Origin of the sequence: Methylobacter tundripaludum, from assembly GCF_002934365.1 — a bacterium.
GTDB lineage: Bacteria > Pseudomonadota > Gammaproteobacteria > Methylococcales > Methylomonadaceae > Methylobacter_A > Methylobacter_A tundripaludum_A.
Genome location: NZ_PTIY01000002.1, coordinates 252,422 through 273,629 on the forward strand (window position 1 = coordinate 252,422; position 21,208 = coordinate 273,629).

General features: G+C 53.2%; 21 protein-coding genes. 8 read left to right on the forward strand and 13 right to left on the reverse strand.

The window, feature by feature from the left end; genetic code table 11:
* The first annotated feature begins 111 nt into the window (after positions 1-111).
* The 3 genes from B0F88_RS03215 (at position 112) to B0F88_RS19625 (ending at position 2,955) form a co-directional block, all read left to right on the forward strand.
* Positions 112-1,212 carry a DegT/DnrJ/EryC1/StrS family aminotransferase gene (locus B0F88_RS03215; RefSeq protein WP_104422504.1) on the forward strand — a complete coding sequence of 367 codons (1,101 nt, stop codon included), beginning with the start codon at positions 112-114 and terminating at the stop codon, positions 1,210-1,212.
* A 348-nt stretch (positions 1,213-1,560) separates the two neighbouring features.
* Positions 1,561-2,706, forward strand: coding sequence for a lipid-A-disaccharide synthase (gene lpxB / locus B0F88_RS03220; protein WP_104422505.1), 1,146 nt, complete (start codon positions 1,561-1,563; stop codon positions 2,704-2,706).
* A 114-nt stretch (positions 2,707-2,820) separates the two neighbouring features.
* Positions 2,821-2,955, forward strand: a complete 135-nt coding sequence (locus tag B0F88_RS19625) for a hypothetical protein (RefSeq protein ID WP_258076545.1) — start codon at positions 2,821-2,823, stop codon at positions 2,953-2,955.
* A gap of 50 nt (positions 2,956-3,005) precedes the next feature.
* Here B0F88_RS19625 and B0F88_RS03225 read toward each other — a convergent pair whose 3' ends face one another.
* On the reverse strand, positions 3,006-3,329 hold the full coding sequence (locus B0F88_RS03225; RefSeq protein WP_104422506.1) for a rhodanese-like domain-containing protein: 324 nt from the start codon (positions 3,327-3,329) through the stop codon (positions 3,006-3,008).
* 2 nt (positions 3,330-3,331) lie between these two features.
* Positions 3,332-4,498, reverse strand: a complete 1,167-nt coding sequence (locus tag B0F88_RS03230; RefSeq protein WP_104422507.1) for a pyridoxal phosphate-dependent aminotransferase — start codon at positions 4,496-4,498, stop codon at positions 3,332-3,334.
* 113 nt (positions 4,499-4,611) lie between these two features.
* Here B0F88_RS03230 and dksA point away from each other — a divergent pair, with 113 nt between their 5' ends.
* Entirely contained in the window at positions 4,612-5,046 is a 435-nt protein-coding gene (gene dksA / locus B0F88_RS03235) for an RNA polymerase-binding protein DksA (protein ID WP_104422508.1), read from the forward strand.
* Between the two features lie 2 nt (positions 5,047-5,048).
* Positions 5,049-5,963 carry a tRNA glutamyl-Q(34) synthetase GluQRS gene (gluQRS, locus tag B0F88_RS03240; RefSeq protein WP_104422509.1) on the forward strand — a complete coding sequence of 305 codons (915 nt, stop codon included), beginning with the start codon at positions 5,049-5,051 and terminating at the stop codon, positions 5,961-5,963.
* Positions 5,964-6,053: 90 nt separating this feature from the next.
* On the opposite strand, the gene B0F88_RS03245 is transcribed toward gluQRS, so the two are convergent.
* Positions 6,054-7,229 (reverse strand): GGDEF domain-containing protein, encoded by a 1,176-nt coding sequence (locus B0F88_RS03245; protein ID WP_104422510.1) that lies wholly within the window; start codon positions 7,227-7,229, stop codon positions 6,054-6,056.
* A gap of 327 nt (positions 7,230-7,556) precedes the next feature.
* On the opposite strand from B0F88_RS03245, the gene B0F88_RS03250 reads away from it, so the two are divergent.
* Complete coding sequence (locus B0F88_RS03250; protein ID WP_104422511.1) at positions 7,557-11,327, forward strand: calcium-translocating P-type ATPase, PMCA-type; 3,771 nt, start codon at positions 7,557-7,559, stop codon at positions 11,325-11,327.
* 316 nt (positions 11,328-11,643) lie between these two features.
* The gene (locus tag B0F88_RS03255; protein WP_104422512.1) at positions 11,644-12,615 is read left to right on the forward strand and encodes a hypothetical protein; all 972 of its coding nucleotides are present in this window, start codon (positions 11,644-11,646) and stop codon (positions 12,613-12,615) included.
* Between the two features lie 114 nt (positions 12,616-12,729).
* Here B0F88_RS03255 and B0F88_RS03260 read toward each other — a convergent pair whose 3' ends face one another.
* The 10 genes from B0F88_RS03260 to B0F88_RS03305 all read right to left on the reverse strand — a co-directional run bounded on the left by B0F88_RS03260 (position 12,730) and on the right by B0F88_RS03305 (position 20,550).
* A complete protein-coding gene (locus B0F88_RS03260; protein ID WP_104422513.1) occupies positions 12,730-13,119 on the reverse strand; it encodes a hypothetical protein in 390 nt (129 codons plus the stop codon).
* Positions 13,120-13,233: 114 nt separating this feature from the next.
* Positions 13,234-14,292 carry an ACR3 family arsenite efflux transporter gene (gene arsB / locus B0F88_RS03265; protein WP_104422514.1) on the reverse strand — a complete coding sequence of 353 codons (1,059 nt, stop codon included), beginning with the start codon at positions 14,290-14,292 and terminating at the stop codon, positions 13,234-13,236.
* Between the two features lie 55 nt (positions 14,293-14,347).
* The gene (locus B0F88_RS03270) at positions 14,348-14,773 is read right to left on the reverse strand and encodes an ArsI/CadI family heavy metal resistance metalloenzyme (protein ID WP_104422515.1); all 426 of its coding nucleotides are present in this window, start codon (positions 14,771-14,773) and stop codon (positions 14,348-14,350) included.
* Between the two features lie 40 nt (positions 14,774-14,813).
* Complete coding sequence (locus B0F88_RS03275) at positions 14,814-15,323, reverse strand: arsenate reductase ArsC (protein WP_104422516.1); 510 nt, start codon at positions 15,321-15,323, stop codon at positions 14,814-14,816.
* 1 nt (position 15,324) lies between these two features.
* The gene (arsA, locus tag B0F88_RS03280) at positions 15,325-17,109 is read right to left on the reverse strand and encodes an arsenical pump-driving ATPase (protein ID WP_104422517.1); all 1,785 of its coding nucleotides are present in this window, start codon (positions 17,107-17,109) and stop codon (positions 15,325-15,327) included.
* A gap of 21 nt (positions 17,110-17,130) precedes the next feature.
* A complete protein-coding gene (gene arsD, locus B0F88_RS03285) occupies positions 17,131-17,484 on the reverse strand; it encodes an arsenite efflux transporter metallochaperone ArsD (protein ID WP_104422518.1) in 354 nt (117 codons plus the stop codon).
* A gap of 16 nt (positions 17,485-17,500) precedes the next feature.
* On the reverse strand, positions 17,501-17,980 hold the full coding sequence (locus tag B0F88_RS03290) for an arsenate reductase ArsC (protein WP_104422519.1): 480 nt from the start codon (positions 17,978-17,980) through the stop codon (positions 17,501-17,503).
* 31 nt (positions 17,981-18,011) lie between these two features.
* The gene (locus B0F88_RS03295) at positions 18,012-18,350 is read right to left on the reverse strand and encodes an ArsR/SmtB family transcription factor (RefSeq protein ID WP_104422520.1); all 339 of its coding nucleotides are present in this window, start codon (positions 18,348-18,350) and stop codon (positions 18,012-18,014) included.
* Positions 18,351-18,547: 197 nt separating this feature from the next.
* Positions 18,548-19,201: a response regulator gene (locus B0F88_RS03300; RefSeq protein WP_104422521.1), complete on the reverse strand. Its 654-nt coding sequence runs from the start codon at positions 19,199-19,201 to the stop codon at positions 18,548-18,550.
* Positions 19,198-20,550, reverse strand: coding sequence for a sensor histidine kinase (locus B0F88_RS03305; RefSeq protein WP_104422522.1), 1,353 nt, complete (start codon positions 20,548-20,550; stop codon positions 19,198-19,200). Before B0F88_RS03305 ends, B0F88_RS03300 begins: the two co-directional genes overlap by 4 nt.
* 206 nt (positions 20,551-20,756) lie before the next feature.
* Here B0F88_RS03305 and B0F88_RS03310 point away from each other — a divergent pair, with 206 nt between their 5' ends.
* Positions 20,757-21,194: a regulator gene (locus B0F88_RS03310; protein ID WP_104422523.1), complete on the forward strand. Its 438-nt coding sequence runs from the start codon at positions 20,757-20,759 to the stop codon at positions 21,192-21,194.
* The last annotated feature ends 14 nt before the right edge of the window (positions 21,195-21,208 follow it).

Here is a 21,208-nt window from a genome sequence, read left to right on the forward strand (position 1 = left end):
CGAAGAACACGAAGTTTTATATTTCATTTTTCGTGGACTCTGTGCTCTTCGTGATAAATATATAGAACATATCAACGTAAGATTTCAAAAATAGATAATAGGCAACGAAACATGATACCAATGGTAAATCTTAAGGCTCAATATGCCGAAATTAAAGACGAAATTGAGAGCGGGCTGGCTGAAACAATCGAAAATTGTTCGTTTATATTAGGCCCTAATGTTCAAGCCTTTGAAAAAGAAACAGCCGAGTATCTGGGTGTTAAACATGCGATAGCCGTGGCGTCGGGAACCGATGCGCTGCATCTGGCATTGATTGCCGAAGGCATCGGTGCAGGCGATGAAGTGATTACTACAGCCTTCACCTTTATTGCTACCGCGGAAGCCATTAAATATGTCGGTGCGATTCCCGTTTTCGTCGATATAGATCCCAAGACTTTCAATATCTCACCGGAAGCCATAGAAAAAGCCATTACGCCAAAAACCAAAGCGGTCATGCCGGTGCATTTGTTCGGCCAACCGGCGGACATGACCGCGATTAAGCAACTATGCGACCAATACAGCTTGAAACTGATTGAAGATTGCTGCCAGTCGTTCGGCGCAAGCATCGACGGCAAACAGACAGGTTCTATCGGTCATACGGCTGGTTTCAGTTTTTTTCCGAGCAAGAATCTGGGCGCATTCGGCGATGGCGGGCTGGTCGTCACCAACTCCGATGAGACCGCAAAGAAACTTAAAATGCTGCACAACCATGGTTCGGATGTCCGTTATTACCATGACGTGATCGGCTATAACAGCCGCCTAGATGAGATGCAGGCGGTGATATTAAGGGCCAAATTAAAACGCATCGACCAATACAATCAAGGCCGCCGTCATGTCGGGCGTCTTTATTCGGAGTTGATGGCCGACTTGCCGCTGACCACGCCGTTTGAAGACGGGCTGGGCGAGCATGTTTATCATCAATACACCTTGCTGTGCGAGCGTCGCGACGAGGTGATGAAAGCCTTGCAGGATAAGCAAATCGGCTGCGCCGTGTATTATCCGGTGCCTTTGCACCGGCAGAATGTGTTTAAACAGGAATATGCCAACGTCAGCTTACCGGTGACCGAATTTGTTGCGGCCAACTGCATGTCATTACCGATTTGCCCGTTCCTTGAGGATGATTCAATCAAAGAGATTGTGAGTGTTATTCGGGATGTTTTGACGGCAGCGTAATAACAGTTGTCAACGAAAGACGCATAAAAACACGAAAACTAGGGTTGCAAAACAGTCAATCGCCATTCGGGTGCTGATTCCCAAAATGTTATTTATTTTTACCATGAAGATCATGAAGGACTTGAAGATATATGTATTTGCTTCAGATGTTATATTGAAACGAATTCATAAAAACTAAGCTTTGCTTTGAGCAAGACACATAACCAATCGTCTTATACGAAAAATCGATTGGTCTCTTTCTTCATTATCTTCATGTCCTTCATGGTAATTAAGAATAAGTCATAAATTCTAATTCGTGCTTTTTGTGTCTGTCGTGGACGAAATGATTTTTCATATGAGCCTTGAACCTTGAATCCTTTAAAAATCCTATTCAGCGCCGGAGAGTCATCCGGCGACCAGCATGCCGCCAATATGTTCCTCGAACTGAAAAAACGGCAGCCGGACATTAAAGGTATCGGCATGGGCGGCGCAAAAATGGCTCAGGCGGGCATCGATATTCGCTATGACTCAGCCAATATCGCCGTCATCGGCGTGGTTGAAGTCATCAAGCATTATGCCGAAATCCGCCGCGCGTTAAAATTGATGCAACAACTGGTTGCAAGCGAACGCCCCGACTTGCTGGTTTGCGTGGATTACAAGGAATTCAACTTCAAACTGGCGCGTTACGCCAAACAGCAGGGCATTAAAGTCTTATTTTACGTCAGTCCCCAGATATGGGCATGGCGTCCGGGGCGGGTAGTGGCTTACGGCAAAGTTATCGATATGATGGCGGTGATCTTCCCGTTCGAGACGGCTTATTACGACGCCGAAAAGGTGCCGGTGCGCTACGTGGGACATCCCTCGGTAGATAAAGTCCATGCCCAATACGGCAAAGATGAAGATTTAACCCGTTTCGGGCTGGACAAAAACAAGCCGATAGTCGGTTTGTTGCCCGGCAGCCGCGCCAACGAAATCAAGCGCATGTTGCCGGTCATGCTGGCGGCTGCCGAAAAAGTGCAGTCCGGTTTACCCGGATGCCAGTTTATCTTGCCGCAAGCCGATTCAATCAGCGATGCGTTGCTTGAAGACTACATTCGCCAGTCTCCGCTTAAAATCACGGTAATAAAAAATCAGCCTTACGACGTCATTCAATGCTGCGACGCGGTGATGACGACCTCAGGTACCGCGACGTTGGAAATTGCGTTGTTGACCGTTCCGATGGTCATTGCCTATAAGCTGTCTTCGATCACCTACTGGTTGGGCCGATGGCTGGTGAATACGCCTTTTATAGGCCTGCCGAATATCGTGTCGGGCAAAAGCATCATCAAAGAACTGATCCAGCACGATGCAACAGCCGAAAACCTGTCGGTTGAAGTGTTGCGAATCCTGACCGATAAAGCCTATGCCGATCAAATGCGCGAAAACCTGAATCAGGTTAAACGGCAGTTAGGGCAGGGCGGCGGTTCGAAAAACATGGCGCTGTTGGCCTTGGAGATGCTTTCGGTATCGGATTAACGAGGGAGTGCAAGGTTTTTGCGATGCGCTGCCCGCAGGCCAGGCAAAGTTTGGAATCCAAAATATGACAAAGTGCGAGCAAGCAAAATATAGAACAAAACGAGGGGGGTAACTATGGAAATTTGGACGGCATTGAAATTGCTGGGCTATATGTTTTGGCCGTTTTTGCTGATTTTTTTATACTACCTGTTTGATAGGAAAGGCTTTAAGAAGCAATTGGAGAAGTTCAAGCAAGACGGTTTTAAATAAACCGCTAAACGACGCATCGGACGGTTTTATCTCTGATGCGTTGCCGTTATCTAATATCGGGGTACTGAGCTGTCGCAATCGCAAGACCAGGCATCGATTCCGCCGGTCAAATTTGCAATATTCTTAAATCCTGAATGGGAAAGATACATGCAGGCCTGTTGGCTGCGCACGCCATGATGGCAAATCACCACAATTTCCTGTTGTGGGTTCAACTCCCCCAGTCTTTGCGGAATTTGATTAAGCGGAATTAAAACGCTGTTTTTTATCCTGGCGTATTCAAACTCATTGGGTTCCCTGACATCCAGCAAAAACAGATGCGGTTCATTTTCGATTCGGGTTTTTAATTCTGATGCTGATACTTGTCTTATGGACATAGTCATCCCTTGTTAATAAATTTTTCTAAACGTTGCATGGCAACGGACATTCTATCGATAGACGTCGTATAAGCAAACCGGATATGGTGGTTTGCTTCATTGAGGCCGAAATCTTTCCCCGGCGTTACGGCAACGCCTTCAGCTTCCAGCAGATCCAGCGCGAACTGATAGCTGTCATCGGTAAATTTGGCGCAATTGGCGTAAATATAAAATGCGCCATCGGGTTTGATCGGGATTTCAAAGCCCAGGCGCAACAAGGCGTCATACAGAAAATCACGCCGCATTTCAAATTCGGCGCGTCTATGCTCCAACTCGGCCTGCGTGTGCTTGTCAAACGCCGCTAATGCGGCATATTGCGAATGGGTGGCGGTGGCGATAAATATATTCTGCGCCAACTTCTCCGTCGCGCAGGCAAACTCCTCCGGCACGATCAACCAGCCGACCCGCCAGCCGGTCATGCCGAAATACTTGGAGAAACTGTTGATCACAAACACATTGTCACTAAATTCCAGCGCCGATGAAGCATTTTCATCATAAACCAGGCCATGATAAATCTCATCGGAATAAAAGCAGCCGCCTAACTCGTTCACGGTGTGTACGGCCTGTTTCAATTGATCTGGAGCAATCAGCGTGCCGGTCGGGTTTGACGGCGATGCAATCAACGCACCTTTGGTGGCTTTGGTCCAATGCTGTTTGATCTGTGCCGCGGTCAGTTGATAACGGCTAGCCGCATCGACCGGAATGGTTTTGGCTTGGCCGCCGAACAACTTAATAAAATTGCTGTTACAGGGGTAACAGGGGTCGGCCATCAACAGTTCTTCTGCCGGATTAAGGCTTGTTCCCAGCGCCAACAGAAACGCCCCTGAGGCGCCTGGCGTTACGAAAATGCGTTCCTTGTCTACAGCGGCTGAATAACGCTGCCGATAAAACTCGGCTATTTTTTCACGCAGCTCGGACAATCCTGCCGCCGGCGTATATTTCACCTCGCCGGTTTTAAGTTGCCTGACGCCCGCTTCAACAATGGCCTGCGGCGTAGCAAAATCAGGTTCGCCGATTTCCATGTGAATGACATCCTTACCCTGTGCCTCCAATTGTTTTGCGCGCCGCAACAGCGCCATCACATAAAAGGGGGTGATCTCCTGAGTCCGCTTCGCTAGCCGTAAGTTCATTATAATTGACACTAATCACAAAAGAGGTGGATCATACCAATAAACCTTGCTATCCGGTTGCTATTCTGCTAAAAATGCGCGGTTTTATTTAATCTTGTCTTAGGAGTTAATGGATGACCGATAGTTCTAAAACTGGCGCATCACCTTTCAGTTTTAAGCCTTACCAAGAAACAGGGGGCGAAGAATATATGAATAGCGCTCAATTGAAACATTTTGAGACTATTCTTAAAAACTGGAAAGCTGAGTTAATGCACGAAGTAGACCGTACCGTGCATCACATGCAGGACGATGCTTCTAATTTTCCTGACCCTAATGACCGTGCGTCCCAGGAATCGGAATTCAGTCTGGAATTAAGGACCCGTGATCGCGAGCGTAGGCTGATCAAGAAAATTGACGAAGCCCTTAAAGAAATTGAATCGGGAGATTACGGTTATTGTGAGTCTTGCGGCATTGAAATCGGCATACGCCGTCTGGAAGCCAGACCTACCGCCACGTTGTGCATCGATTGCAAAACACTCGATGAAATCCGCGAAAAACAAATGGGTTAAGTCTGGATAAACAACCCATCATCGGCCGGTTTGCGCCTTCGCCTACCGGCCCTTTACACCTCGGTTCTCTTTACACGGCTCTTGCCGGTTTTCTTCAAGCCCGCTCACAACAAGGCCAGTGGCTTTTGCGCATTGATGATCTCGATACCCCCAGAAATGTACAAGGTTCCGCCGATGCGATTTTGGAAACTCTGGAAATCTTTGGTTTGCATTGGGACGGTACGGTTTATTACCAAAGCCGGTATATCGATATTTATAACGACATTATCAGCGACTTACAAAAAAACAAGCTGATCTATCCTTGTACATGCAGCAGAAAAGCACTGACAACCGGCGGTAGAGAGCAGGCGCGGCCCGATATTTACCCCGGCATTTGCCGAGACCGGCAAGCCCCGCCCGATGTCCCTCACGCATTGCGTATTAAGGCTGACAGCCGCATCATTACGTTTCAGGATGAGCTGCAAGGCCTGATTTCCCATAACCTTGCCGAGCAGGACGGCGATTTCATCGTAAAGCGCAAAGACCGGATTATCGCCTATCAATTCGCCGTAGTGATTGACGATGACCTGCAACGCGTTAACCATATCGTCCGCGGTTTCGATTTGCTGGATGCAACACCCAAACAGATCTACTTGCAGCAATTACTGGGGCTTTCCACGCCAGGCTATATGCATGTCCCGGTTATTGTCGACGAGCAAGGCTATAAGCTCAGCAAGCAGACGCAGGCAACGGCAGTCGACTTAACTGCTCCTCATCGCGTTATCTTTAAGTTGTTGGGCTTATTAAAGCAAAATCCGCCGGTTGAACTGCAACAAGCTCCGCTAACCGACCAGCTTGGCTGGGCAATTGCGCATTGGAATCCTGATTTATTGAAACATGTTCATGCCGTTACTTCGGCTCCGCACAGGGCAGTTTAGCGGGAGAACAATATCTAATTTAGGTTATGTGTGGATAGGACGGTAGAAGCCAATCGAGCGGCTTTTTTATAGGATTGAGGCGCCGCAATACTAAACAAATAAATAAGCAGAATACATCATAACCCGATTGCGGCCTTCCTGTTTGGCCCGGTACATTGCCTGGTCGGCGGCGGCTACCAGCGCGGTGAATTCCAATCCGGCATGAGTTGAATCAGCCACACCGATACTGATGGTGCTGCGCAAAATCTCGCCGCCGAATTCCATCACCATTCCTGCATAAGTTTGGCGGAGGCGGTCAGCCAATATCCAGGCATCTTTTTCGATGGTGGACGGCAGCAGAATGCAGAATTCCTCGCCTCCGTAGCGGGCGAAGTAGTCGTCGCTGCGGATCGTTTTTTGCGCCACCGCAGCCAGACGTCTCAATACCTCGTCGCCCGTCTGATGGCCGTAGCGGTCATTGATGGACTTAAAATGATCGACATCGATCATCATGATAGCCAGCGAATCGCCGGTACGGGTACAACGCGCCGACAGGCGAACAGCTTCCTGTTCCAGGCTGCGCCGATTCAGCGCTCCGGTCAGCGCATCGCTTGCCGCCAGTTTTTGCAGGTCCGCGGAAAGCCGGTAATTCAGCATCAGCACGAATCCGAAAGCCAAGCACATTTGCGCCATGCTGCCGATAAAAAACGATATCGGATTGATCGGAGTTTGCAAATAAAGGCCGTAGCTATTCGGGGGGGAGAAAAAAACTATTATCGCTCTGATCAAAAACAATGTTGAAAGTATCGCGAATGTCGCGCCGGTAAACCAATACGCGGTACGCAACGGTTGTTCTATGCGGATCAGCAAGGCATGGGCGCAGGCTGCGTTGCACAAACCGAAAATCAAAGAATTGGCGACGGCGCGGGCTTGAATGTCGGGATGGAGAACAACGAACCAGATGCCCAGGATAAGCGCCAGTCCGGCCAGCAACCACGGAAGGTATCCATTGCATCGTCCCGTCTTGAATGTCTGGATGCCGTTGAATTGCAAGCCTACTCCCGCCATCGGCAATGTGGCGCCAAGCACCAGAGCCCAAGCGTCGCCGGGCGGTTCCATCTGGCTATAGGAAAAGCTTAGCCCCAACCCGATGCATAGGCTCCCCATTGCCCAGTGCTGTACTCCGCGGACGTTGCCGGCATGTAATCCCGCCAGGGTCAGCAGGCCGGAAAACATCAGGGCGAGTGCCGACATCATCACCATCATTGTGCGGATGTCGAGATTCATTGAGTTATCCGATAGACGGTGGAAATCCTAAATTGAGTATGCACAATATTCCTGATTACGCCCGTATTACAGGGCTTATGTTTCTGTGAAAGTTGTCGGCCCATTGATGCCCGGCGATGCGGGACGACATACCCAAATGACAGTAGGTTTGCCGTGTACATGACAGTTTCATTATATAGCAGGCGATTCATAATGACATGACAGAATAATGACAATGTGTAGGTATTAAAGCACATCTCGCATATTGCTGAGAATTAAACGGCTATAGCATACAATGATGTTTGGCATCGGGTTGGCGCTTACTTTTTACTTTTTTGAGTCACGGGCATGAATGATTATTTAGGAAGTACACCGATACGTCGGCTGATTCCCGGTATTTTACTGGCCGGCCTGTTATGGCTGGGCTTTATGGTGCTGCGCGAGTTTTTGCTGACTCTGATCTGGGCGTTGATTATCGCCTATGTGGCATGGCCGCCATATCGCTATCTAAGACATAAGTTCAAAGATAATGCCGCGCTCAGTGCGGCGGTAATGACGGCGATTATTGCGACAGTGATCTTACTGGCCGTTTATTGGCTGGTCGCCATGTTGCAGAATGAACTAACAATTGCTTATCAAACCCTGGTCGACGGCTTTAACCAGGATGCTTACCGCCTGCCGGATTTTATCAGACGCATTCCGGGACTGGGCGGCACGGCGCAGGAATGGTTGGACCGGGTGGCTGGCGACAGGGCGGCCGTGCTGGCGCAATTTGCCGCATGGGCGCAGCAGTGGTCGGGCGAATTCGCCAAATTCCTCGGCGGTATCGGCCGTTACGTTATAAAGTTAGGCGTCATCCTGGTTACGGTGTTTTTTTGCTTCCGTGACGGCGACGAGGTTGTTAAGCAGCTGCAACAAGGCCTGGTGCGGTTTTTGGGGGCATATCAGCACGTCTATCTGCAAGCCGCCGGACAGACGACCCGAGCCGTGGTTTACGGTTTGGTGCTTGCCGCGCTGGGGCAGGGTGCGCTGGCCGGATTGGGTTATTATGTCGCCGGAGTCCAGGCGCCGGTATTGTTTGGCGCGATGACCGCGCTGTTGGCTATGGTTCCGATGGGGGCGACACTGGTATGGATGCCGCTAAGCGTCATGCTGATATTGACAGAGCAGCATTGGCAGGGAATAGGATTGTTTCTCTGGGGATTCCTGGTGGTCAGTACGGTGGATAATGTGATCCGGCCGTTGGTCATTAGCGGCGCGGGCCGGATACCTTTTCTGGTGGTGTTGTTCGGCGTTCTTGGTGGGCTCACGACCTTCGGCGCAGTCGGGCTCTTTTTGGGGCCGGTGATTTTAGCCGTCCTGCTGGCCGTGTGGCACGCCTGGTTGAAGCAACAACAGACTGAAGAGGGGAAACAGGACGCGCCAGCTTCCCCGGATAGGGATGTTCGGCCCAACTGGCATACCCTGTCGGTTGAAAAAGCGCTCTCAACACAGGCTTCGGACGCCGCGGTCGGCTTGAGTTCAGGCGTAGCGGCCGACCGGCAAAAGCGTTACGGGTTCAACCGGCTGGCCGAAAAACCGCCGCGCTCCGCCTGGTATGTATTGCTGGCCCAGTTTAAAAGCTTTCTTATTGTGGTACTGATAGCGGCGGCTGTCTTGGCCGCCGCTATCGGTGACTTAACGGACGGCATAGTGATTCTGGCCGTTGTGGTCATTAACGCATTGCTGGGGTTTTATCAGGAGTTCCAGGCCGAAAAATCGCTGGCGGCGCTTAAGAGCATGCTCGCATTGCGTGCCGAGGTGCGCCGTGACGGACGCACCGTTGAATTGCCGGCCGACCAGCTGGTGCCGGGCGATATAGTCATTCTGGAACCCGGCGACAAGATCCCGGCAGACGGCCGTATTATTTCCTGCCAAACGCTGGAAGTCGACGAGTCTTCATTGACAGGCGAGTCGGTGCCCGTTGGCAAATACGAGCAGGCGCTCGAACAGGCAACGATGCCGTTGGCCGAGCGCGGCAACATGCTTTATATGAACAATACCGTTACCCGCGGCCGAGCCAAAATGTTGGTGACCGCAATCGGGATGGATACCGAGATCGGCAAATTGGCGGGCCTGTTGTCGGAAGAAAAAGACGGCGAGACTCCGTTGCAAATACAGCTCGACAGCCTGGGCAAGCGGCTGGCCTTGATTGCGCTGGGGATCATCGGGCTCCTGATTGTGGCAGCCTTGTGGCGCGGGGAAGCGTTGGTGCGGATAGCATTCGACGCGATTGCATTGGCCGTGGCGGCGATCCCCGAGGGCTTGCCCGCGGTAGTCACCGTCACCCTGGCTTTGGGGATGCATCGCATGGCCCGCCAACGCGCTATCGTCAAGCGTCTGGCCGCTGTGGAAACCTTGGGCTGCACCACGGTGATCTGCACCGACAAAACCGGAACCTTGACCGTCAACCAGATGACTGCACGGTCAATTTTCTATAAAGGCCGAAGCTATAAGGTCAGCGGCGAAGGCTATGAAACGGCCGGCCGGATTTTACCGGTTGCCGACGGCAATGCGGCCGACGATTTAGCCGATTTACTACTGCCGTTAGCGTTATGCAACAACAGCCGTTTGCAGGGCAAGCAGGTGGTGGGCGATCCGATGGAAAGCGCATTATTGGTGCTCGCGGCCAAAGGCGGTATCGACAAGAAACAGGCTCACTTGCAACTGCCGCGCATCGCCGAACTCCCTTTTGATGCCGAACATAAATTCATGGCGACCTTCCATCAAGACGGCGACCGGGTCAAAGTATTTATTAAGGGCGCGCCGGAAGTCTTGCTCAAACTGTGTAACTCGGTTGTTGATAGCAGCGGTAACCCGTCGCCGGTTGAGCCCGAGACATTGCCGGCCCAAAATCAAATCATGGCGGGCACCGGTTTGCGGGTGCTGGGCGTCGCTGTTCGCACATTACCAGCGGGCGAGTTTAACCAGGATAATGACCTGTTCCAATATGTTCGGGAGCTTAGCTTTGTCGCGCTGGTCGGTTTAATGGACCCGCCAAGGGCCGAAGCCCGCGAGGCCATCAAGCTCTGCCAACAGGCCGGTATCGCGGTCAAAATGATTACCGGCGATCAGAAAGTGACGGCTTTTGCGATTGCGCAGGAACTGGGCTTGGCCGGTGAGGTGATCGAAGGCGAAGAACTGGCTCGGATGGACGACGGCGCTCTGGCGGCGCGTATCAATGCGATCGCCGTGTTTGCCCGCACCGCGCCGGAGCAGAAAGTACGGATCATCAAAGCCCTGAAAGCCGACGGTCACGTTGTGGCGATGACCGGGGACGGCGTCAACGATGCGCCCGCGTTAAAGAGCGCCGATATAGGCATTGCGATGGGCGTCACCGGCACCGACGTCGCCAGGGAAGCCGCGTCGATGATACTGACCGATGACAATTTCGCCACCATCGTCAAGGCGGTCAAAGAAGGGCGGGGCATTTACGACAACATGATCAAATTCGTCCGCTTCCAGCTGTCTACCAATATCGGCGCGATACTGACCGTCGTCGGCGCGCCGCTGCTGGGCATGCCGGTGCCGTTTACCGCCGTGCAATTGCTGTGGATCAACATCATCATGGACGGTCCTCCGGCCATGTCGCTGGGCGTCGATCCGGTTCGCGCCGGCGGCATGGACGAAGCGCCGCGCGACCCCGACGCGCGGATACTGTCATTACGGCGTTTCGGCAATCTGCTCGGTTATGGGCTGACCATGGCTGCCGGTACCTTAGGGATTTTGTATTACGGCCTGCAAACCGGTGAAAGCCAGCATGCGGCGACTTTGGCGTTCACCACCTTCGTGCTGTTCCAGGTGTTCAACGTGTTTAACGCCCGGTCGGAAAAAGGCACGAGCTTCAATCGGCATTTTTGCGCCAACCGATGGCTCTGGCTGGCATTATTCGGGGTGATTCTGCTGCAAATACTGGTCATACACTGGCCGCCCGCGCAGCTGATATTCCATACCACGGCATTGACGCAGACGGATTGGCTGATGGCGACCGGTGTTGCCGCGTCAATACTGGTGCTTGAAGAACTGCGCAAAATGTTGCGCGCTAGGAGCGTTATGCGCGGACTGCAAATCCGTTCCTAAGGATCGTGCATGAAATAACTTGAGCAAATTTTATTTTTAAACCATGAAGCGCATGAAGGATTTAAGTCGTCATGTCCTTCATGCGCTTCATGGTGATTGCTTAAATTAATTTATGCATGTTCCTAAGTTTTTTGCGGGTCTTGGTAAGGCTTATCTTTTTGCTCATGCAGTGTAAGCAATGGACTACATTATTTTCCTTAAAAAACAGTATGATGCTTGATGTTTGTTTGCTATAACATTCCGGCTGCCGGGTCGGTTTTTGTAAGCGTTATATTGACCGCCGGGACCATCAACCACTGACACTAAGGAACTCACTATGAATCCATATCGCACACTCCTGCTGAATCTCGGCAGTACCGCTTTGCTGCTGGCCTCTGTAACCGCATTCGCGGACCAGAACGCATTGCCGTCCGGCGGCTCGCCCACTAGCGTGTCGATCACCAATAGTTCAAACGCGCCGGTATACGCCAATATCGTGCTTGGACAACCGCCGGCCACATTGCCGCCGAATTGCAGCAACCTCGGCACGCAAATCCAAAGCCTTACCGACAGCAACCTGGTGTTCACTTCCAGCGTTGCCGGCAAGACTGTCAGCTTTACCCTGGTACCCGGCGTCAACGACAAAGGCTCGTACCAAATGGCTGCCGGCGAGACGATTACCTATACGCCGCAGACCATCAGTTGCGGCAGCGCAAGTTGCAGTCCAGCCGTGACGTTCAACTATTTCTTTACCCCGACCGACGTGGGCTTCAAAGACAACAACGGTTGCAGCAACAGCACTTTCCCGAACGCCACTAACTTGGCCGAGGCTTCGATCAACTTCGGCGTCAACGGTTCTGTCGGCGCCGGTTGCGCCAATGCCGACGACACCGACATCAGCGCCGTCAATGGCGTCAACTCAATTCTGCAAGTCTCCACCCAGGATGCCGGGGGCAATCCGCAAACCGGCTGGCCCGCGTCCACCAGTCTTGCGAAGAACGCAGTGCTCGGCAAGAATGCCAATCTCCCCGGTGTGTTCGGATGGGCCGCCACCAACTGTAGCGGCAATCTGGCCAACTCCGGCTACCCCAATCCGACCAAGGCCTGCGCCGCACCCAAAATGGCGCCGCGCGCATCGAAAAAACATACCTGTACCACGCCAAACGGCACTCAGTACAAGGCGATCATTGGGCCCAAGAAAACTTACTACTGCGATGAACGCAGCGACGCGGGCACCTGCAACAACCAACGTCAAGCTTACGTCACCGGCGGCACTGTGCAAATCCTTTACATCGGGCCGGCTTATTGAGTTAGCCTAGCCGGGCATGCTGTTTATGCCCGACATTCCCATGTTCCGAACATGGCGGCGGGCGTTCGCTTTTGCCCGCCGTCCCACGAAGCAATCAATCAGACAGTCCTACCGTCATAGCGGCGATCGATGCTCCAGATCCTGTTGCAGGGTTTGCTTCAATTCGTCTTTGGCATTTGTGTAGACATCAAACTGTCCGGGCGTCAGAACGCTGCGCAAGGCATCATCTTTCTGTTCCAAAATGGCTTTGATGTCACGCATTTTAAGGAAACTGATGCCTGATCCTTTCAATACGGGTTCTATTTTTTCCGCATATTCCCGGTTGATTTCCTGTATCTTGGTAACCTCATCCTGAGAGAGGTTCAGCTTTGTTTTCATGAAGCGAGTTTGTGAGGCCGCTCTTTCTGTCGGCGTGGAGTTGAGCAGGAATGCCATATCTTCGGCATTTGCAATGGGAATGAACAGCGAAAGAAATAACGCAGTTGCCAGTTTTGATGTGCGCATCATGTCTCCGGGTAGTTGATATTTATGGAAAAATATTAATGTATCATTAGGAATATCCAAGACAATCGAGTTTGGCTTCTAATCAGCTTGTGACGATGAGCTTAAAAATTATTTTTACTGCGCCGTATAAAACCGTTTCCTGAAGAAAAACGCCACATTCACCAATGCAATCATCGCCGGCACCTCGATCAACGGCCCGATCACAGCCGCGAACGCCGCGCCGCTGTTGATGCCGAACACAGCCACGGCGACCGCAATCGCCAGTTCAAAATTGTTGCTGGCGGCGGTAAACGCCAGCGTGGCGCTCTTGCCGTAATCCGCGCCGATGGCTTTGCCCATCAGAAAGCTGACCAAAAACATCACCACAAAGTAAATCAGCAGCGGGATGGCGATTCTCACAACATCCAGCGGTAATTGCACGATCAAATCGCCTTTCAAGGAAAACATCACGACTATCGTAAACAACAGGGCGATCAGGGTTAGAGGGCTGATTTTCGGCACGAAACGCTGGTGATACCAATCCTTGCCTTTGGCCTTGATCAACACGAAACGGGTGGTGAAGCCGGCAATAAACGGAATGCCCAGATAGATGAACACGCTTTCGGCAATCTCAGCGATCGTGATGCTGACCATGCTACCCTGCATGCCGAATAACGGAGGCAACACGGTGATGAACAGCCAGGCATAAACACTGTAAAACAGCACCTGGAACACGCTGTTAAACGCCACCAAGCCTGCCGCATATTCGTTGTCGCCGCGCGCCAGTTCGTTCCAGACGATCACCATCGCGATGCAACGGGCCAGGCCGATCAGGATCAGGCCGGTCATATAGTCCGGGTAATCGCGCAAAAACACGATAGCCAGTGCGAACATTAATACCGGGCCGATAACCCAGTTTTGTAGCAGCGACAGCGACAATATCCGCCAATTGCGAAACACATCGCCCAGTTCTTCGTAATGCACTTTGGCCAGCGGCGGATACATCATCAGGATCAAGCCGACGGCAATCGGGATATTGGTGGCGCCGACCGACACGGCGTTATTGACCTCGACGACCTCGGCCGGAAACAGAAAACCGATGCCGACGCCGATCGCCATCGCGATAAAAATCCATAGCGTCAGGTAGCGGTCAAGAAAAGATAAGCGGGCATTGGGGCAGTTGGGTGGGTTCATCAGGGTCTCCGAATAATGTGGCTTGCGCTTTGCTTTTGCAAGGGGTTGTTTGGTGTCATGCCGGTTTGCAACAGGCCGGGGCCGGTTCAAGTTGTACGACCTGATCTTCGCCAAACATCGGAATGGCATCCAATGAGTGGAAAGCTTCCCAGGCGATGCCTTGCGGATCAACCGTCCAGTATTTATCGGATTGCGCATAACAGCAGGCGGCTTGCATTTGGGCGGCGACAGGTAAGGCCGCTGCGGTTAAGCTTTGTTCCACGCTATCCAGTTCAGCGCTCGATTCTACCTGTATGCCCAAATGATCCAGTCCCGGTTTCCGTCCCCTGCTGGAAATGGCGAAGTTGATGCGCGGATCGTCCAGCATCCATTTGGCGTAATCGGTTTCTAAAATGCCGGGCTCAGTTTGGAATAACGCCGTGTAGAAACGGATGTTCTCTTCAAGATCATTAACGGCGATGTGTATATGGAATCGTTTCATAGCGAATGCTCCGGGAAATTAAATTTGTAGGCTGCCGATTTTAGACGCCTGTTTCATGCACAAGACCGATGTCGTCGATGTGACGTTTCATGGTTATCGCGTCCAATTTGTCGATCGGCAGGCTGCAAAATAGCGATATACGCCGCTTGAGCAATAAATAAGTAATAAAGAAGGCTTTTTGTTGTTGCTCGACAGATCTAAAGAATCTTACAGGATCCTCGACACCCCATTGGGCCGGCATTGGCTGACCGGGCCAATCCGGGCAAGGTTCGCCGGCGGTCTTGTCGCAGACCGTGAAAACGAAATCAAAGTGGGGCGCACCGTCGGAGATGAATTCATCCCAATGTTTACTGCGCAGGCCGACTGTATCGTAATTAAGGCTTTGCAGTAGATGGATGGATAACGGATTGACTTCACCGATGGGGTGACTGCCGGCGCTAAACGCTCGAAAATATCCGTTGCCCATCTGATTGAGGATAGCTTCAGCCATGATGCTGCGAGCCGAATTCCATGTACAGATAAACAGAACGTTGTAGCTTTTTTGAGTCATGTCAGCGTTCAGGATCGATTCGATTGTTACTGATCAATTCAAGCAAGCGTGCAACACCTACAGGTTCTTCTCTAAGCAGCGGCACGACGGCGTAGCGCGGGGCATATTTGTCGGCTACGTCCTCGATTTCCCGCAATTCATTGGCGGCGCGTTGGCGCAGTAGCGGCGAATGCACGGTCGTAGCCGCAACGCTGCTGTTGACCACCCAGGCCCAAGGTTCGATTCCTGCCCGGCGCAAGTCGGCTTGCAGGTTGGCGGCTTCCAGCACCGGCGTGGTTTCCGCCAAGGTGACAATCAGCACCTTGGTTTGCTTAGCGTCCTGCAATTTCATCATCGGCGTGCTGTAATGCAGACCGGAGTCGCCGATCTGGCGCGACACTTCGCGATGATACGCGCCGGTGGCGTCCAGCAGCAGTAAGGTATGGCCGGTCGGTGCGGTGTCCATTACCACGAACTTATGGCCGGCCTCGCGAATGATGCGGGAGAAAGCCTGGAAGACGGCGATTTCCTCGGTGCAGGGCGAACGCAAGTCTTCTTCCAGCAACGCTCGGCCGTGGTCGTCGAGCCGTTTGCCCTTGGTCTCCAGTACGTGTTGGCGGTAATGTTCGGTTTCGACGTGCGGGTCGATCCGGCTGACGGTTAGATTATCCAATGCGCCGTTCAGGGTTTCGCTCAAATGCGCGGCCGGATCGGAGGTGGTCAGATGCACCGGCAGTCCCCGACGCGCCAATTCAACGGCCAGCGCGGCGGCCAGCGTCGTTTTGCCGACGCCGCCTTTGCCCATCAGCATGATCAGGCCGTGGCCGTCGACCGCTATGTCATCGACCAGCGCTGAAAGACTGGGTTGGTTAATCTCGATCGGAGAATCGACAATGATTTGCCCTTGGACCGGCGCGTCAGACAGCAGTTGGCGAAGGGCGTCCACGCCCATCAGGTTAAACGGCTTCAACATGACTTTGTCGCAAGGCAAGGCCTGCAAGACTTCGGGGATGGCTTGCAGTGCGGATTGTTCGCGCTGGTAAATAGCCGCGGCCAACGGGTCGTTGGCGGTTTCGATATGAGGCAGGATGCCGTTGATGACCAGATACTGGCGCTGAAAGCCGATCGACGCCAGTTCTTCATGCGTGCGTGCGACTTCGCGCAAGGTCGCTTGCTGGGCGCGGGCCACAAGAATCAGCCGGGTGCATGTCTCATCCGCCAGCGTATCGACGGCGGACTTGTACTGTGCGCGCTGTTTTTCAAGTCCGGCCAGCGGGCCAAGGCAAGAGGCGTCGCCTTTGCCTTCTTCCAGAAAGCCGCTCCAGGCGCCGGGCAGTTGCAGGAGCCGGATGGTGTGGCCTGTCGGCGCGGTATCGAAAACGATATGATCGTAAGCGGCGGTTAGCGTTGAATCGGTCAATAGCGCGGTAAACTCGTCGAACGCCGCTATCTCGGTAGTGCAAGCGCCGGACAGCTGTTCTTCAATGCCTTTAACGACCGAGTCCGGCAATATCCCCCGCACCGGGCCGACGATACGGTCACGGTAGGCTTGCGCGGCCGCTTGAGGATCGATTTCCAGTGCCGCCAGCCCCGGCACCGACGTAATGGCGGTGATCTTGTTGCCGATGCTGACGCCGAATACCTGGCCGACATTGGACGCCGGGTCGGTGCTGACCAGCAGTACCTGTCGTCCGGCATCCGCCAGTTGTATGGCCGTGGCGCAGGCGATTGATGTCTTTCCGACGCCGCCCTTGCCGGTAAAAAACAGAAAGCGGGGCGGTTGTTCGAGAAATTTGCAATCGCTCATCGGAGCATCCCCAATAATGAGTTAACAGCAGCTACTGCCGCTGCAACAACCGGACTGGCTTTTTTCTTCCACGGTGATGGCGGCCCAGCGGGCCAGTTCGGTACGGTTGGGATAGCGGCCGGCTAACGCGACTTCGCCATCGACCAGAATCAACGGTAAGGCCTCGGCGCCCGAACGCTCCAAAAATCCTTTGACTACGGAATTTTCGGCAAAGGCCATAGGTTGCTGCGCCAGATTGTAGCGCTCGATATTTGCGCCATTTTGCCTGGCCCAGTCCACATCGGCGGAAAAGCCGACTAACTGTTGATCGACGTCCACGCCGCAGACGCCGGTGCTGCAACACAATGCAGGGTCAAATACTTGAATTGTCGCCATGACAAACTCCTTAAAATTAGGGTAGAAGGGTGCCGATACGGTCCAGCTCGGCTTTCAGGCGCTCGCGGTCTTGCTGCAATTCATCCAGCGGTAAGGCCAGAAATTGCTCGATGCGATGACGCAGGATGCGGTAAGCGGTCATGAACGAAGCGTTGATTTCGTCTTCGCTGCCGGTAACGTGGGCGGGGTCTTCGACGCCCCAATGGCTGCGCAGCACCGGGCCCAGATAGGTCGGGCAGGTCTCGTTGGCGGCGTTGCCGCAGACGCTGATCACGATGTCGGGCGTTACCGGCAGGTCGTTCCATGATTTGCTGTAATAGCCTTCGGTCGAGATGCCTTCCCGGTTTAGCAGTGCCAGCGAACGCGGATGCACCTGTCCGGTGGGCTTGCTGCCGGCGCTCATCGCCCGCCAGCCTTCAGGCGCCAGATGGTTGAAGGTGGCCTCGCCGAGGATGGAACGGCAGGAGTTGCCGGTACAAAGAAATAGGACGTTCATAGTGGTTGGTTCATGTAGTGGATCAAAGAAATTAGTCGGTGTCGCAGCAGGTTGACGCCGAACCGGCATCGAAACAATGCTCGGGATGACCGGTGCAGCATTCGGCGGTCAGATAATCGATCAGCGTCTGCATCACGGTTAAATTGGCCCGGTAACGCTGGTAGCGTCCTTCCTGGGTGACGTTGATCAAGCCGGCATGGGTCATCGCTTTCAGGTGAAACGACAGGTTGGTTGACGGCAGGGCCAATAACGAGGCGATTTCTCCGGCAACCAGACCGTCGGGCGCATGTTTAACCAGCAGCCGGAAGACATCCAGCCGGATGCCGGAGGCCAGCGATTCAAAAAGTGTTGTAGCAAGTTGTTTATCCATAGGTTAACTATACAACAATGTTTGAAATATTAAAATAATAATATTTTGGCAGGGCTGTAAGCGATCTGAGTGGTTTACAAAAGAAGGAGAGGGTGCAGAGCGAGCCAATGCCTCAGAGTGATTAGGCTGTGCCGTTTACAGGAAGATCGCGGAGAAGCCGGCATTGCGCTGACTTTTTTGGCTATCAATTAAAAGAATCAACCGGGGGCGGACAACTCCAAAAGATTCAGCACATTCAATTTAATCGCCAGCCGCGTCAATTCAATATCGCTGGCAACGCCGAGTTTGCGCTTGATCAGGTAATGGCAATTACCCGCGGTTTTTGGGCTGATGTTCAGGGTTTGGGCAATTTCATCGTTGCTCCGCCCGTCGACCAGCAAACGCAGTATCTCGAATTCACGCACCGTCAATGTTTCCAGCGCGATACGTTCGCTGCCGAGTTTTTCCAGGGCCAAGGCCTGGGCGATGTCGGCGCTCAAGGCGTGCCGGCCGGCATATACCTCGTGTATCGCGCGTAACAACTCCTCGGGCGGGCTGCTTTTGGTCACGTAGCCCAAGGCCCCGGCCCGCATGGCCTGCCCAGCAAAACCGGGGTTTTGATGCATGCTGAACACCAGGATTTTGGCATCGGCGCGGCGTTGCCTGATACGGGCAATCAGTTCCAGGCCGCTGCTGCCGGGCAGGGAAATGTCGGTAATTACCAGATCCGGCTGGAATTCCTTGAACAACCGATAAGCCTGAGCGCTATCGCCCGCTTCCGCAACCACTTGCAAACCGGGCTGCTTTGCCAGCAAAGAGCGGTAGCCTTCGCGGACGATGGCGTGGTCGTCGACCAGCAGAATGCTGATCATATGCTCGCCTCAGTCATCGGCAACCGGACTTCAACGATCAGGCCGTGAGGCTCTGCAATCGCCAAGTTCAGTCGTCCGTGCAAAGCGGCGGCCCGTTCACGGATGCCCAATAAGCCGATGCCGCCGGTATCGGTAAACGGTAATTCCGTGGCGATGCCATCGTCTTTGACGGTCAAAACCGCCGCCTCCGGGCTGATAGTTACGCCAATGCCGACGCCGGATGCCGCCGCATGTTTGGAAATATTGGTCAGGCATTCCTGGGTGATCCTAAACAAGGTTACCGCCTGGGCTTCCGGCAATGCTGCGCAATTGCCGTCGATGCTTAAACGGTAGCGGGTCTTGCCGCCGCCACGCCCATTCCAGCCTGCAACCAGGCTGTTGAGGCTGGCGGCCAAGCCTAACTCGTCGAACTCGGCCGGACGCAGCCGGCCGAGCAAGTCGCGCACGCTACCCAGCATATGCGCGGTGATGCGGCTGATGTGATCGGCTTCATCGACCAAGTCTGGGCATTGCTGTGCCGCCGTTTGTTTGATGGACGCAGCAACGGCGTTGATAGCCGCCAGACATTGGCCGAACTCATCGTGCAGTTCCCTGGCCAAATAACGGCGCTCTTCTTCCTGAACATTGATTGATTTCACGACCAGCTTTTGCCGCTCTTCCAGCAGCTGTTGCTGACTGGCCGCCAACTGGTTGATCGCTGAGCCAATACGTTGCCATTCATTCAGTTCAAACGGCGGCAGGCGGTAAGCCAGACGGCCTGTTTCCATGTCTTCCAAACCGGCGACGATGGTTTGCGCCGGTTTCAAGGCCCTGCTGATACTCAGATAGACCAGCAGGCAGACCGCCGAAACCGTAACGGTGGACAGCGTCATCAGGTTGCGGGTTTTGTTCCAGGCTTCCGCTATTTCCAGCTCGGCGCTAGGCGTCACCGTTAGCGAGCCGTAGACCCTGCCACGCAGCATAATCGAGCGCAGCGCCGGCCGGCCGGGATTAAAAATCCGCCGGTAAATCGTTTCAAAGCCTGCCGGCCAATCGGCATCCACCGTTTTTGCGCCGTTGCATACGCTGTGCGACGCCGCACTGACGGCAGCCGCATAAGCTACGCAAATGCCGGGCTGGCTGCCGTTTTGCTTCCATAACTCGAAATCGGGAAACGGATTGGTGCGGCCAATGCCGGCCTCGATCAGCATCAATTGGGACTCCAGCTGCCTGCCCAGACCTTCGGCCATCTGCTTTGTCGCTTGTTCGGCCTGCCGGTGGCTTTGGTACAGCGAATAGGATGCGATCACCAGCAGGCACAGCAAGGCAACCATCGCGATACGGTACAGCAAATGCAGTTGTAGATTCATGGTATGCCTGTGTGAGTGAAGCCCGGAGCGTTGCATTCTAATGGTCGGCAACCCCGCTGAAAAGCATCGTCCGACAAGCGGGCAAATTGCCCGTGTTTTTCGGGCAAATGTCTGCTTACGACAAACCGGATAGTGCATAAGCTGTAGTTGTCTGATCAGTTCGGCAAAAACTACCTATTTACAACTTCTTTCAAGAGGACGCACACATGCCCAAACATTTTTTCGACGACAGCCACATCCAATGGCAAAGCCTGGCGGGTTTCGACCATTTGCACTATTCGATTCTGGATATCGACGAACATAACAAAATCATCGACGCGCTGTTTAAGTTTGCCGCGGGTCAGCAGATCGTCTTGCACAGGCATAAAGCCCTGAATAATCTCTTCGTAATCCAGGGAGAACATCGCATTTACAAAGCCGATGGAGAGCTCAAGGAAATACGGGCGGTCGGCAGTTACACCGTCAGCTTGCCCAGCGATGAACCGCATCGGGAGGGCGGCGGCGATATCGATGTTATCGTCTTTTTCAGCATTCGCGGCAGCGACGGCGTTCTCTACGAGATTCTTGACGACGAGCTGAATGTCATTGCGACGCTCGGCATGCAGGACTTTATCGGCTTACACAAAAACCAAATTCAGGGGTAAGCATTCAAGCGCTA